This is a genomic window from Aliikangiella coralliicola (assembly GCF_007004725.1).
Lineage (GTDB): Bacteria > Pseudomonadota > Gammaproteobacteria > Enterobacterales > Kangiellaceae > Aliikangiella > Aliikangiella coralliicola.
The window spans coordinates 405,090-422,384 of record NZ_ML660167.1; the positions used below are offsets into that span (position 1 = coordinate 405,090).

Consider the following 17,295-nt stretch of genomic DNA (forward strand, 5'->3'; position numbering starts at 1 on the left):
GCATGTTCAAGCACAGCTATTAAGCACAATCGTCCAGGCACAATTATCCTGGCGTGCAAAAGCACCTTGTTAAAAGGTCAAACAAAATTCAGGTTAAATTTTTATTTCATTTAAAATTCAATTCTTTTAAACGATTTTCTTCAACAAGGTAACCCCTTGTTTTGTTTCGATGGAATCGTTGGCGATTCGATTGATAATGTCTTCGATTGATTCGAAGTTTTTATTTATCTTCGCCTCATGACTCGATCGACTATTCGAGTTTGTCTGGTTAGTTGCCTGATGACTGTTTTGTCTTTCAGTGCCCTGTATTTCATTGTCTGGTCTCTCACTATCGCGGTTGTAACCTGATTGAGAATTGACAATATGGTCATCTAACCAATATCGCTCTTTGGCAAAGGGATAAGTCGGTAAACTGATTCGCTTGGGTTTGCTTTCCCCGCGACGGAGGTCTGCATAAAATTTATTCCAATCCAGTTCCAATCCTTTAACCCACAAGTCTAATAATTTTGAGTATTTTTTGTGGGCTATCCATTTGTCAACTACGTCTTTCATGTCATCATCCTGGCTGATGATATTAATGCCTTCTTCGTTGCGGTTCACTGTTCCTTGATAACAATCGTTGATATTTTGTTCACCGCCGGATTTTTCACCGAGTGTTTTTTCACCGACAATAAAGGCTTGGAGTCTATCGGCCAGTTGCTCAATTGAGCTTACTATAAATCCTAAGCGTTCCTCCATCGATTGTCTACCCACTTGTAACGTATAAGCTATTTCTTCGAGAATTATTTTTCTTTGTGTCGGATTACTCACATGTTGCTTTTGCTGGATAAAGGCGAGTAAATCAACAGATTTTTGTTTAAGTTGCTCTCGAGATTTTGCGGAAAGCAGGATCATCACATTGGTGTTGAGCTCCCCGGTGTTGCCCACTGAAGCCGCTTGATGAGCAGGCTGAGCAACCGGCGATTGATATTCGGCGATTACCAGGTGCGCATTCGTTCCACTGAATCCAAAGGAACTAATCGCCGCCTGTCGCTTTGGTGAATGATTAAGTTCCCAAGGCTGTAATCGATCATTAATATAAAACGGGCTATCTTTTAAATGAAGACCTTTTAAACCTCGATCGCCTTTTGAATTATCTCCTTTTCCAATATGGCCATTGAGTTGCTCAAAGTTAATCGTCGGTGGCAGCTGTTGATGTTTTAATGACAGGATAACTTTGATAAAACCAGAAATTCCTGCCGCAAAAAGGCAATGACCGATATTGCTCTTGACCGATCCCAACGCACAGTAGTCAGTGTTTTGAGTATATTTTTTGAAGGAGTCGCGCAAACCTTCTACTTCAATAGGATCGCCTAACTGAGTACCTGTACCATGTGCCTCAACTAACTGAATGTGTTCAGGGTCAATAGCAAACTTGTCATAAACTTCCTGCTGCAAACGGGTTTGCGATTTTGGGTTTGGCGCAGTAATTCCGTTGGTTTTGCCATCCTGATTGACGCCCCAGCCCTGTATAACCCCTTGAATAATATCCTCGTCTCTTTCGGCGTCGGATAGTCGTTTTAACATGACAACACCGACTCCTTCTCCAGGTACAAACCCATTCGCTTTCTGATCGAAAGTGAAGCAGCGCCCCTCAGTGGATAACATACCCGATTGTGAAGTACCAATATGCATCGACGGGCCGGCCAGGACGCAAACACCGCCGGCCAACGCAATGTCACTTCCTTTAGAAACTAAGCTGTCACAGGCATTCGCAATCGCAACCAGTGACGAAGAACAAGCGGTATCAATAGATAAACAGGGTCCCTGCAAATTCAGGAAATAGGAAATGCGCGCGGCTAATATGGAAACGGAGCCGCCCATTCCTTGTGCAAATTGATGGTAGTCACCGGTGCCACAACCGACAAAAACACCACACTTACTACCAGAAAGTGCTTCGGCGTTGTAGCCTGCGTCTTCAATTGTTTGCCAACTGGTCTGTAAAAATAATCGCTGCTGCGGGTCCATATTCTCCGCTTCTAACGGAGAAATATTGAAAAACAAGGGATCAAACAAATCGTATCCTTCTAACGCCCCCATCCATTTGCAATTGGTTTTCCCGGGGACAATATCGCCCGGCTGATAATAGCTATCGATATCCCAGCGCTCTGCCGGCACCTCGCTGATGCAATTTTTACCCGAGGCGATATTTTTCCAAAACTCTTCCAGATTATTCGCTTGCGGAAATTGCCCGGCCATACCTATCACAGCAATCGGTTGAGTTTGACTAACCGCAGATTCAGAACTCACGCGTGAGTTGTTTATTCGGACTGCCGAAGAGTTGCGCCAAGAGGCCAGTTGCTTTGCCGGCAACATGACAGAATTTTTTACTGAAGTCTGAGTGTTACCACTAACAGATTCTGAACAGTGGATACCATCACTCGAATTGGTCGCAATGATATCAATATTGTTCGCCTGGTTCGAAGCTTCGCTCTTCACCAGGTTCCCTTCTCGCTCGGCCACCTCATGAACATACTCGCCGAGTTCGGTTAAAGTTGGATAGCTGTATATTTTAGTGCCTTCGATTGAAATTTGATATTCTTCATTGATTTTACGCACCCAACTCACGCCGATGATAGAATCCACTCCAAGATTAATAAATGGCGTGTCTTTTCCAATATCCTGCTCCGACATCTGTAACTCTTGGGCTAATAATTTTTTGAGGGTGGCAACAATGTCGGGTAGCGTATCTGCTTTCTGCGACATCTCTGTGACAGAAGATAGATCGACCTGGTTAATCTGAGTAGAGCTGATTCCACTGGTTGTAACCTGATCTGATGCATTTTTTCTTTCAAGCGAGTTTCTTTCAAGCGAGTTCCTTTCAGGTATAACTTCTTCTGCAGGCACTGTCTCAGAACTTTCAACAACCCTATTCTCCTGACTATTGCCTCTTAACTGATCAACTTCTTCCTTTACATATTCACTTAACTCAGACAAAGTCGGGTAGCTATAGATCTTGGTTCCTTCAATGGAAATGTTGTATTGTTCATTAATTTTACGCACCCAGCTCACACCAATAATCGAGTCGACGCCCAGATTGGTAAACGGCGTGCTTTTTCCAATGTCCTCTTCTGACATCTGCAATTCTTGCGCTAACAATTTTTTCAGTGTCGCATTAATACTCGATAATGATTCAGTTGCTGAATTATCGGCCTTGTCATCTTGGGGTTCTAAGTGAATGTCACTCGCTGGACTTTCCACCTGTTTACTATCAACAACAACTGAACTGGTTCCCTTCGCAAAACTAGTTTGAATTTGCTCGAATGTTTCAGATTGACCGACGAAGGTTTTTTCATGCATAGCCAGCTCAAGTTGGAAAGTGTCTTCTAATAAATCATGTAAAGGCTGGTTCCATTGTTGCTTAAGTGAAATTAATTGACTGCTTGGGCGTTGCGCGATTTGTTGAGCTAAAACCATTGCCTCCGCAACAACATTTTTCCTTGGTAAAATGCTCACTGACAAACCTTTTTTCTTTAACTCACGGCCAGAATACTCTTGCGCCGTCAACATGGTATCTCTGGCCAGGTCATAACCGATTTTATTGGGGAAAATCGCGGTTGAACCCGCACCTGGCGTAAACCCATAATTCATATAAGGACTGACAAAATGACTTTCCTCACTCATCAACGTCAGGTCAGCATACATACCCATGGCCCAACCGGCACCGATGCCATGTCCCTGCATTGCTGCAATTACCGGCAAGCGACAAGTCATCGCTAACTGAAAAACTTTTCGATCGGTAAATTTATACTGGCCATCCTGAATCGCCAGTAAACCTTCTTTGGTTCCACCGGATGAGAAATAACTATCATAGCCAGTAAGAACGACAACTTTGTATTCAGGTGTATTCTCTATGTGCTCGAAAACTTCAAACATCCCTTCGATAAAGGCATCAGAAAACATATTTCTGGCTTCTCTGTCTTCCATTCTCACTAACAAAACACCATCAGGATAGATAGAGGCCGAAATCACTTTTGAATTTAGAGTCACCTTTTTTTCTTTTTGATTTTTGGCGTCAGAATCGATTTTATTAACAGACCCATTTTTTGTCGAAGACTCTAACTCCTTTTCCACTGACCATTCAGGTATATCTATCAGCTTGTTTTTAAGTAAAGCTGAACCTTGCTTTTTCCAGGCCAGCAATTTTGACAAAGGTTGTTCGTTCCATTGTTGGGCGAGTTCAACTGCAGTTGGCAACACCAAATGATGATCAACCAGATTTAAACTCGCGCACCTTTGTTGCAAATCTTTCCCGGAGTAGTCGGTCGCCGTCAGAATAATTTCTTTTCCGAGGAAACGCCCGAGTCGATATTCGAAAAGCGAAGCAACTCGCCTGAGAAGGCCAGGTGATTGCCACAATGCTTTAACAGAATAACGACCTTCTTGACTATAGACACAGGCATCGCAAATCTGACTAACCATCCAGCCGCTTCCGTTCGAATCGCCTTTAAGCGCCGCGACAACAGGCAGTGGCGAGTCAACAATAAGCTGCTCTAACGCTTCTAACACTTCCAAATTAGATTTCTCTGTTAGCGGCGGTAAGAAATTATCGTGTTCACTGGAAAGTACCAGTGATTTGTAACGCTTTGAACGACTAACTTGATTAAAAACATGGCTCAAATCTGAAATCAACAAATCAGATTTCTGCTTCTTCTTTGGCAATTTTTTCTTAGTTGCTTTCAGATTAATTACGAGGACATTTTTGGCATGCTCTTCCAGTTCAATCAGGTTAGAATTGATTTTTATCTTACTATTCTTCTTCTGACTATTTTCAGAAGACAAACCAGCATCATTTGTTTGATCAATATCAAGAACTTTAAGTTCATTGACTAAACTGATTAAATGCCGCGATAAATGCTGTTTGAGCAACCTGAGTGCATTTTGAGATTTGGTTGTCAAGCTGGTGGCAAATTTCTGTGCATAGGTTTCGATCTCGGATGATACAATCACCGCGCATGTCCAACCTTTCGCTCGCAATGCCTTTCCAGTCAGTTTTGTCTGACCATGTAAAAAATCATTGGTAGCGATTTGTCCAAATCGCTCGCTGAATAAATTCTCATCATTTACCGAAGGATAAAAACCAGAAGCTACATCAACGAAATTGTAGTTCCCGCTTTCGCTGCAAATCATGAAGTCACACAAGGCTCCCAACATAAAACCGGCGCCTACTGCATCACCTTGCATAACCGCAACAACCGGAACAGGAAAGCTGATGACTTCCTGGTAAAGTCCTTCGGCGACCGCGTAGTTATAATCATCTCTTTGTCCATGTAAGAAACAGGTTTCCGAGCCATTGATTAACAGAACTTTGATGGTGCTCGATAGTTTGGCTGTGCCAATCGCTTGCAATAATTGCTGCACAAGATTTTCCGTCAGTTGATTATTATCAACATCGTTAATAATTTGAATTGAATAAATTCCATTACCATAATCAAACAAACTAACCGACGCATTATTCAATTCTTCCGAGCCAGAATCATCCGCCTTCCCAATATCGCTAAAAACAGTATTTGAAAGTCTTACTTGCGGCTCGCTACTGATGTTTTTCTCGCTAACATTTGTCTCTCCGGGAACGTCGATGTTAGAACTCTCAGAAAAACATAAAACATCAGAATTCGCCCCATCAATAGAACTGGCCCCATCAATATTTGATAGAGCAATGCTATTCGGCTTGTTTATTTTAGCCGGAGAAGTTTGTTCAACTTGCGAAGCAGGAACTTTTTCACAATCCAGGTTTTGCAAGCCCGCCAACTTAACTTTAGTTGGCGCTGCTTTATTAATTTTTACTAATGGCGTGGGTAGCGAAATTTGTTTTGGTGCAGCGCTTGTCTTGCTGCTCTCCGTTGCTTGTACAACTTTTGGCTGCTCTTTCGAAACGACTTGTTGATAGCTTAACCCGCGGACCTGCATACAAACCTGCCCCGCTGTATCACAAATATCTATATCGAGTTTTAATTGACTATCTTGTGCGCTCTTTACTTTTGAAAAACGTGACCAGACAAAAACTTTCTCGCTACAAGCAGAAACAAAGCGAATAGATTTGAGCGCAAAAGGCAAACAAGTTTGCGCTTCACTACCAACTAAATCACTTGCCGAAAGTAAAATAACATCGATTAAACTCGGGTGAATAGTAAAGTCAGTTTTGTTCTCCTTGACAGCTTCAGGTAGTTGCGGAATCAGAACCTCAATCAGTCTCTGATTTTCGTTTTGCTGAAACTGCTGCACAACAAGTTGATTTACTTTGTTCTGATTACCCTTCCAGGCGGCAGTTTTCATATTTGCCTGAATTGCACTGATATTAACGGCTGGTATATCGCCTTGCTGGACAAAATTAGCATGTCCTTGACAATGAACGATCTCATCAGCATTGCTTTGGCTGTAAATTTCGAAGTCAACCTGCTCAGGTTGCGTCGCGAACAAGGCAATTGAAACGCTGTTATTTTCGTCAACAACTATCGGCTGTGCCCAAACAACATTGTATAATTCTAGATTGTATACTAAGTGCCGCTTTTGTTCCGACTGTTCGCTTTCCTGATAATTCGGTACAGCCAAATCAATTGCAGCTCTGGCCATTTCCAGACTAAGCATCGACGGTAAAAACTTTTGCTTATCCGGTAGCGTTTTTAAGAAAAATTCATTGCCATCAAAGCAGGAAGTGTAGCTCTGTTGAGTCAGATCAGAAGTATTCGTGTGTAGCAATGAATGGAGCACGTCACTAAGACTTGAATTAACAACTTCGCTTCCAGCATTAACTTTGTTTGTTGCAGATTGTTGGTTGTCCGGTTGAGAGTCACCAGTCTGAGAGACAGAATCGACAACCGGTTCAATCCAATAGCGCTTATTGTCAAAGGGATATGTCGGCAACGGTATTCGATTAGGCTTGGTTTTAACGCTTCCCTCTGATTGGTAAAGTTTATTCCAATCAAGTTCTAATCCGTTAACCCATAGCTCAAGGAGCTTCGACAGTTTTTGACTACTCAGCCATTTTTCAATCACAGTCTCTTTCATTTCATCATCTTGGCTGATAATGCGCATTCCTTCTTTGTTGCGCTCTACCTGCCCTCGATAAGCGTCATCAATGTTAATAACTGAGTCGTTATCGGAGTTTGAGTCATTAACAAATGCCTCTAGTTTCTCAGTTAACTGGCTGACCGAGTCAACCATAAAACCTAAGCGCTCTTCCATTGCATCTCGACCAACTTGCAATGTATAAGCGAGATCAACTAACTCAATGGAATGAGATCTTGTGAGTAAGAAGGCTAGTAGCTGTTCTGCTTTTTGGTAAAGTTGTTTTGAGGTTCTCGCTGAAAGTGGAATAACCAACTTTCCATTCTCTGTTATCGCAGATACATCCGGTTTTGAATCGACCTCAGGTATATATTCGCCAATCACCATATGGGCATTGGTGCCACTAAAACCGAAAGAACTTATCGCAGCTTGACGTTGTTCTTTCTCATCGACATCCCAGGCTTTTAAACGCGTATTAACAAAAAACGGCGTCCCTTTTAAACCTTTCGATTGACTACCAATATGTTCGTTTAACTGCTCGAAGTTTGTCGTCGGCGGAAGTTGTTTGTGTTTAAGCGCCAGTGCAATTTTTATTACACCGGAAACACCGGCGGCAGTCAGGCAATGACCGATGTTACTTTTCACTGAGCCTATCGCGCAATAATCGGTTTTGCGAGTAAACTTTTTAAAGGATTCCTTCAGCCCGTCAATTTCAATTGGGTCGCCAAGTTTAGTTCCGGTGCCGTGGGCTTCAATTAATTGGATGCTAGCCGGATCTATCTGGTGCTTTTCGTAAACATCTTGAAGTAGCTGCCGCTGAGCTTCCGGATTTGGCGCGGTTATTCCATTAGTTTTACCATCCTGATTAACACCCCATCCTTTAATCACTCCCTGAATAATATCTTGATCTTTCTCTGCGTCTTTTAAACGCTTTAACATCACAACACCGACACCTTCCCCAGGTACAAAGCCATTGGCGCGTTGATCGAAAGTAAAGCAGCGACCATCAGGTGAAAGCATTCCCGTTTGCGAGGTTTTAATCAGCATTTCAGGCCCTGACATAACATAAACGCCGCCGGCCAATGCCAAATCACTACCACCAGCGCTTAAGCTGTCACAGGCATTGGCAATCGCAACTAAAGAGGAAGAACACGCTGTATCAATTGATAAACAAGGCCCTTGTAAATTGAGAAAATAGGAAACTCGTGCCGCCAGAATAGATGTCGCTTCCCCGGTAAAACCCTGTGCGCTGATTTGTTGTTGTCTTGACAATAAATGGTAGTCGCCCGCAGCACAACCAACAAACACGCCACACTTAGTACCGGACAATGATTGCGCGCTATAACCGGCATTCTCAATTCCGCGCCAACAAGTTTGTAAAAATACCCGTTGTTGCGGATCCATACTCTTGGCTTCTTTCGGCGAAATGTTAAAGAACAGAGGATCGAACAGGTCAAACTCTTCTAACGCGCCCATCCATTGGCTGTTAGTTTTTCCGGGCATCGCGTCTCCCGGTTGGTAATAAGCATTAATATCCCAACGATTTGCTGGAATTTTATCAATACAGTTTTTGCTTTGGGCAATATTATCCCAAAAAGAATCCAGATCTTTTGCCTTAGGAAATTGCCCAGCCATTCCAATGATTGCAATGTGCTGGGACTTCACTGAAAGCCGTTGTTTGTTTTGACTTTTCGTTAATTTTTTTCTGCGCCTGGATACCAGGTTTTTGACTGCCGCTGCGATGGGTCTCAATGAGTTGGTTGTGTTCAACTCAGTGGCAATATTACTTGATTTGTTTGAGTCGTTAGTTTGACTTGTTCTTTGCACCGGCTGACTTTGAGAAACCTCGTTTAATACCGGTGGAGTTTCGCGAGGCGAATCATCGATTAATATACCCGCTTCACTTGCTTGCGCCTGGACATAATCACTCAATTGCTTTAACGTCGGATAACTGTAAACTTTAGTCGCCTCTATCGACGTCTTGTACTTATCATTAATCTTTCTTACCCAGGTAACGCCGGTAATCGAATCCAATCCAAGTTCTACAAACTGAGCATCCTCGTCAATTTCTTCAACCTGTAATCGTAACTCTTGTGCCAATAGCTTTTTTAGCGTTTCGTTTATTGAAGTTAACAGGTTACTCTTGTTTATTTCTGGCTTGGGTAACTTTTCTGATTGCAGTGTCTTTTCTGATTGGAGTAACTTTTCTGCTTCAGATTTTACTGCCTTTACATTTTTCGCTGACACATTTTTCGTTGACACAGTAACTTTGTCGACATTTTCAGCCAACTTATTATTTATCACCTCTACATCGACAGCATTCGAAGTCTCAGCGATAGCTTCAACTTCCTGCTTAACATATCGGCTAAGCTGTTTCAGCGTCGGGTAACTATATACTTTAGTCGCTTCGATCGCTGTGCCATACTTTTCATTGACCTTTCTAATCCAGGTGACGCCGGTAATGGAGTCTAGCCCCAAGTCAACAAATTGCTCATCTTCTTCAATTTCATCGGTTTGCAACCGTAACTCTTCTGCCAACAGTTTTTTAAGAGAAGTCATTAATTCAACTTCATTGATCGCAACAGCATAAGTTTGTTCGTCAATTGGCGAATGCTGCAAATCTGCGACTTTCTCATTCTCGGCGTTTGTATTCGAACCAGCAGAAAATTTATCTTGAATCTGCGCTAATGTTTCAGATTGGCCAACGAAAGTCTTTTCATGCATTGACAGTTCAAGTTGATAGATTTCATCTAACTGGCTTTGTAAACTAACCGTCAGTAGACTTTTAAGCGCGACTAGCTCAGCGCGAGAATGCCTGGCTATTCTTTCGGCCAAACTCATCGCCGCAGACAAGACGTTCTTTCTTGGTAAAACAGAGAATGATACGCCTCTATCCAGTAAAAGAGTCCCGCTGGTTTCTAGCGCAGTAAGCAATGTTTCTCGTGCCAGATCATAACCAATTTTTTCAGGAAAAATTAAGGTAGAACCAGCCCCTGGTGTAAACCCGTAATTCATGTAGGGACTCATATACTGGCTTTCTTCACTAAATATTGTGAAGTCTGCAAACATCCCCAAAGCCCATCCAGCCCCAACGCCATGGCCTTGCATCGCCGCGACTACCGGCAACGAACATTTCAACGCAAGTTGATAAATTTTGCTATCGGTAAATTTAACTTTACCTTCTTGAATTGCAACCAATGTTTCTTTGGTGCCGCCCATTGCAAAATAATTATCATAGCCGGTTAAAACCACCACCTTGTATGACGGTGTTGCCTCGATATGAGAAAAAACTTCGATCATTCCTTCGGCCAGCTCATCCGAAAACATATTCTTCGCCTGGCGATCTTCCATAGTTACTTGCAAAATACCTTGTGGGTAAACCTGCGCAGAGATCACTTTCGAATTAAGCGATAAAGGCATCGGCGAATCAGGTAACGCAATTGGCTCTTTGCCCTTTTCTTCCTTAATTTGCAATGTGTCATGTAAATCTGCCAAGACCTGTTGAATACGCAACGAATCCCGTTTTTTACGTTCGATAAGAACTGGACGTGGTTGTAAAGACCAGTTTCGTGCAACTTGTAAAGCTTCAACGGCCACTTGGTTTGGTTGTGCTATTTTTACCGATGGTAATTTTTGCTGTAAATCGACGCCGGAATATTCACCGCCAGCGAATAAAATTTCTGTGCCAAGTTGGTTGCCCAAACGACAAGTAACGATAGCTGCTGCGTGGTTTAACCATTCTGCCCGTTCTTTAATACTGTCAATCGTATAACAACCTTGTGCATGATAAATACAAGTATTGCAGAACAAACTCATTAGCCAGGCCACACCTTGCACGTTTGAATTTAGCGCGGCGACTACCGGAATATCCGAAGCGAGAATGAGTTGGCTAAAAGCGGTTACGACTGCGTTAAACTCATTAGATTCGACCGCTGGAAGAAATTCGGGATATTCACTCTCTATCACAACGGCCTTGTAAATTGCGCTTTGTTTAAGCTGGCCAAAAATCTCCTCAAGCTCGTCAATTAACGCTCTGATGTCGAGAGAAATATCGTCGTGCTTAAGACTGATAACAAGAATACTATCCGCCTCCGTTCTTAACTGAATCATTTCAGTTCGGGAGTTTGGCTCGGTGGTATTGTTATTTTTTTGTTTAACCGATTCGATATCATTCGAAGGTTCAACAATTTCAAGGTTATCGGCCAGAACGCTTAAGTGACGAGCCAAGTGCTGTTTTAACAATTTTAATGCGGGTTGTGATTTCTCAGCTAATGTAGAAGTAAGTTTTTGAGCATATGGGTTAATTTCGTCCTTCGGCAGAACGGGACATGTCAAACCTAGCAATCTCAGTTCTCGACCATTGAGCCCGTCGATTGAATCAAGTAGTTCACTAGTTATTGACTCGCCAAAGCGTTTGGCGAGTAAATCCGCCTCGTTTTTTGACGGGTATAAACCAGCTTGAGTACCACAGTATTGATAGCTTGCTTCTTCACTAACAATCATAAAGTCGCATAAAGCAGCGGCTAAAAAACCTGCTCCTGACGCATTGCCCTGAAGAACAGCAACAACAGGATAAGGAAAGGAAATAATATTTTGATAAAGCCGGTGCTGCAAGGCTTCGTTGCTATGTTGCCTGCCGCCATGTAGAAAATGTTTTTCGGTACCCTTCAATAATAAAACTTTTGCGTCTTCGGCCTGCTTAACAATCTCGAAAGCTTCAGTCAGCAACTCAATCACAGTTAACTCAAGCAGGTTATTACTACCGTTCTCATCCTTGCCTTCTCCTACTTGAATTGAATAAATCCCATTTCCCAGGTTAAATAAATTGACTGGGCTCGCTAACACTGTCGCCTTTTGTGTAGACCTATGGGTATTGACTTTTTCTCGCTGTAAATCAGCTAACTCTGACTCAGTTGCTTCTAACCCCATTAATTCTAAGTTCTGATTTTGAAAATCCACTAAACCAATTGAAGGCCGCTCTTTGCTTTCGTAGTAAGACTCTTTGTTAGTGTAAAAATCAATTGGCGCTAAAGTAATATCTTGAGGTTTTTTCTGAGTTCCTCGGTTAAATGATAAATGACTGATTCTCTTTTGCCGGCGGAAACTTGAGCTTAATGCTATTTTCTCTGGCACTAATGTTGCTTTTTCAATCGCCGCATTTGTAAGCGCACCCTCTGTTCTAAGAGAAGGTGTTGATGAATCAGTTAAAGAAGGAGGTGTTAAACTTAGAGCCTCAGACTCAAAGGTAATGCCGTGTAGTTGTAAACAAACATTGCCTGCAGCATCACACAAGTCAACATCTAATATTTTATAGCCTTCACTCTCTTGTGCAGAAGCATTGTTATTGGCATGCCTCACCCAGGCAACCATTTGCTGCGTACAACCAAAGATAACACGCGTTGTCCTTAAAGCAACCGGCACGTAGTTTTCGTCCTCACGATTAACTAACCCAGTTGCGAGGTAAACAACTGAATTAACGATACCGGGATGCAAAATAAAATCACCTAGCTCTCCTTCCGTTTCTGCTGAAAGATCCAGGTTCGCGAGCATTTCACCTGTTCCCACGTAAACCGAGCTGGATAACGGCAATGATAGTTTTTCATCTAATTGCAATGACTGTTTTATTTTTTCCAGGTCGTGTTTTTGCGGCGCTGGGCTAGTGGTGAAAACAGCTTTTCCCTGACAGTGGATTATTTCATCATCAAGTTGGCTCAATGGTTTATCGGTTGGAGAACTCTCAAGTTCAGTTCTTTCACTGTAAATTTCAAACTCAATTTGTTCGCCAAAACCATCGCTATCATCAGCTGAAAACAAATCGATCTTAATGGCACGTTCGCCACTCACCTCTGCAGGTTGCCCGAGAACAAAGTCTTGCAACTCTAAAGTCACAGACTCTCGCAGGACGGGCATGGCATGCTCTGCAGCAGCGCGAGCCATCTCAAGATAAATAGCCACAGGTAAAGTTTGTGAATTGACTTCAGCTGGCAAGATTTTTTTAGACTCACTCGACTGACTTAACCTGTCAAAGAAAAATTCTTGTCCGCTAAAAACACTACTGTAACTTTGTTGGTGCAGATCGGAGTGATTATTATGGAGTAAAGGATGAATCGCCACACCTGCAGTCTGGGCTGACAATGGTAATTTAGACATTACTGCAACTGGGTCGATCCAATATTTTTCCCGGGCAAAAGGATAAGCAGGTAGACTGATAAGCCGAGGAAGCATTTTTCCAGATGAATTGATGGAGTCAGCCACTTCGGGATAAAAAGAATTCCAGTCCAGCTCAAACCCCTTCACCCATAAATCGACAAGCTTGGAGAGTTTTTTTCGACTCACCCATTTATCAATGGTTTCTTGAAACTCTTTATCCGCATTTAATAGTGAAACCGTTTCTCGGTTATTTTTTACCTGCCCATGGAAAACATCTTCAATGTCGAGATTGTCTTTAACAAAGGCATTCAGCTTATCTACTAGCTGTTCAACGGAGTTAACGATAAATCCAACGCGTTGGTCCATCGCTTCCCTTCCAACTTGCAGCGTATAAGCGATTGCCGATAACTCAAGGGAGTCGCCAACATTGTTGCCAGTGTTTTTCTGTTGCTGTTCAACAACATAATTCAACAGGTCGAGCGCTTTCTGTGTTAACTGCTCTGCCGTTCTCGCGGAAAGCGGAATTATTGACCTTTCACTCTGGTTAGCAAAACTAACTTTTTCTTGATTTCTAGCCCCTCGAAATTCTTCAATAATAATATGGGCGTTCGAGCCGCCTGCGCCAAACGAAGACACGCCTGCGATTCTCGGAACATCAACGCCATCGATGACAGGTGTTTTCCATTCGGTCAACTTCTGATTAACAACGAAGGGCGTATTGTCAAAATCAATATGAGGATTCAGCGTTGAAGAATGTAATGAAGGCACAATTTGCTGATGCTTCATTTGTAGTAAAACTTTGGTCAACCCGGCTACACCAGCAGCAGATTCGCAATGACCCACGTTTGATTTCGCGGAACCAATCAGACAATAACCAAAACTTTCATCTGAAACGGTGTTTGAATCTTGTTGATTAAATGCCCTGGTTAAAGCTGCAATTTCAATTGGGTCGCCTAACTTGGTTCCGGTTCCATGGGCTTCAATGTAGCTCACCTGGCGAGGTTCAACTTCCGCTTCAATTAATGCCTGAGTAATTGCACTACTTTGTGCCTGAGGATTAGGTACTGTATAGCCATTGGTTTTACCGCCATGATTCAGTGCGCTACCTTTAATAACACCATAAATATGATGACCATCTCGCACAGCTTCAGATAACCTTTTCAGAATAACTGCGCCAACACCCTCGCCGGGGATGTAACCATCGCCGCCCTCACCAAAACTTTGGCAATGTCCGTCGGAAGAAATAAATTGTTCGGCGCTTAGCATCTCGTATTTATTCGGATGAATTGTCACATTGACGCCGCCCGCTATCCCAAGATCAGTGCGGCCATGTTTAAGATCCTGGCAAGCCAGATGAATTGCCGTTAACGACGAAGAACACATCGTATCCAACGTCATGCTCGGACCATGTAAATTTAATACGTACGACACACGATTAGCGATGCTGGCCAGACTGCCTGATAAATTATATTCGCCGTACATCACGCCGACATAAACCCCTACTTGACCTGCTTGCGCATTCTCGTGTGGGATTTGTAAAGTCTTTCTGGTGAAACCGGCGTCTTCCACCGCCATCCAGGCATGTTGAAGAAATAGGCGTTCCTGTGGATCGATGGTTTCTGCTTCACGGGGTGAAATATTAAAGAAACGTGGGTCAAACTCATCCACGCCTTCAATAAACCCGCCCCACTTACTGGCGTGGGATCCATCAACACTGCGATCTTCGCTGTAGAACTTCTGCCAATCCCACCGTTCTTTGGGAATGGAAATAATACAGTCTTTTCCGCTACTTAAGTTTTTCCAGTAGTCGTTGAGATTAGCAGCTTCAGGATAACGACCACTCAGTCCAACAATAGCAATATGTTCAAATTTCGTTGATTCCGACTTAGTTCGATCCTGATGTCCGCTTTCATTAGTCGATAACTCTGTTGAAACAACTCGTTGACGACTTTTCCTGCGCTTTAATGCAGATTTAATTTTAATTGATTGAGACCTGGCTTCTTTTGACTCCGCTGCTAATTGATTTCGATTTAAGCCGATATTTTCTTCACTGTTTGTATTATCTGTTTTTACTGCAAACAAAGATTCAATTTTAGCCGAATGTGATCGTACAAAGTATTGAGCTAACTCAGCAATGGTCTGATATTCAAAAAACAAAGTCTTCGGCAACGAGCCAAATGTCTTTTCCAGCTGACTAGTCAAGTTCATCGCCATAATCGAATCAATACCATATTTCTCCAATGGCGCCTGAGCGTCTATTTTATGGGACGGAAGTTTTAATAACTTCGAGAACTGTTTGCATAGATAGCCTTCTGTACTTTCCTGAAGGTTTTGTTGTGAATGCTTAGCTTTTGAAGGAGCATGTGAAACAACTTCGTTGTCTGATTGAGTCGTTACGTTTGCTGTTGCTATTTCATCTTTTGAAGAGGCTTGCTGAAGGCTCGTGTTTTCCAATAACGCTACACGCAATTTTTGTATATTACCTTCAGTCACCGAAAACTGGCTATAGGGTAACTGTAAGCTGCGATAAAAAGCACCTAGTCCACTCGCGGTTTCTAGTTGTACTGCACCGGTATTCTGTTCAATTTGACTCAGCATTGACGGCTCAATCTCCATGCCCCCTTCTCGCCATAATGACCAGTTGACCGACAAACTTTTTCCTTGTCTTTCTCCTTGTGTCACTAATTGATGGCGATAAGCTGAGAACTGGTCCATAAAACCATTGGCTGCTGCATAATCCGATTGACCAACATTGCCTAGCCAGGAAGCTGCAGATGAAAACAACACAAAAAAGTCCAACGCTAAATCACGGCTCGCCTGGTCAAGATGATAAGTGCCCAATACCTTGGGGGCTAAAACCTGACGAAATTCTTCAGATGACTTCTTGATGATAAAGTTATCCGAGGTCATTCCCGCACAATGAATAATCCCTTTCAGTGATGCCTCTGGCGTATTTATTGAAGCGATGAGTGATTCAACCTGCCTTTCGTTCTCAATATCTAACTGGCGGTATTCTACCCGGCTTTCAGATTGTGTATTCAGCGTCGAGAAATTCTCCAGAATGGATTGCTTTTCAGCTGTTAACGGTGACCGCCCTGTCACAATGATTTTTCCGTGACGGGTTTGTTGTAGAATTTCCTGGGTCAGTAAAACACCCAGACCACCTAATCCGCCGGTAATCAGGTAAGTGCCCTGCTCTTTAAAAGCGGTTTCTTTAAAAGCTGTCGCTTTAATTTCTTGCCAATGTAAGAATTTTCGCTCGTTTTGCTGATAACGGATTAAGGTTTCCTGTGGGTAGTTGCGCGCATCGTTTAACTGTTGAACAAGTTGGTCAGCCCCCTCTGGAGAATCAATCACATCGGTGAAAACAATCTGTGCAATCAGTTGAGGGTTCTCTAACATGGCGGTTTTGAGTAAACCGGATAACCCTGACAACATTGTCATTTGTTCATTATCAGCGGCGACAACTTGAAACAGTACCGGACCTTGTGGACGGCTTTTTAGCATGCTTTGAATCTGTTCAAAACAATTCAGTGCCAGCTCGCTGTAGTCGGCTGCAATATCTTTATTGCGTTGAACAATTGAGACAACTTGACTGGCCGACAAGTCAGACTTTAACTGCGGCGCATTAAGTGTCGGCAAATGACATAACAACACACAATGTTCAACGGTGGGCAACGGGGAATTGGACACAACCGAAGCATCCTCTTCCCAGACCGGTGTTGCCAGCAATACACCCGATGCATTTTTCTGCTTGAGTTTAATCGCTTTGATTTTTTCCAATGCTTGTTGTTGAGTTAGTTTACCTTGAGACAAATCACGATAAATAGTTTTTAATTGGTTAGTTTGCTCCATGGTTATTCTCCTAACAATCCGTTAGTAACGTATTTAACATGATTAAATTTGAAAACCTCATACCCTACAAAATACTTCATCACACTACTCTCTTTCTTAATTTTTTATTAAGCACTTGCCCCATAAAAGTTATGGCTTCGTTCCTAAAAAGTTCGAAGAATTCAACCTGATAAAGGGAAGGCGTTTTTAGCTATTAGGTAGGTTGGGGGAAGAATGAAACCCGACATCGGCGCTAACTCCTAC

Annotated in this window: 1 protein-coding gene; it reads right to left on the reverse strand. The window is 42.7% G+C overall.

The annotated features are described in order from the left end of the window. Positions 1–126: 126 nt before the first annotated feature. Positions 127–17,052, reverse strand: coding sequence for an SDR family NAD(P)-dependent oxidoreductase (locus FLL46_RS19010; protein WP_142932921.1), 16,926 nt, complete (start codon positions 17,050–17,052; stop codon positions 127–129). Positions 17,053–17,295: the final 243 nt, after the last annotated feature.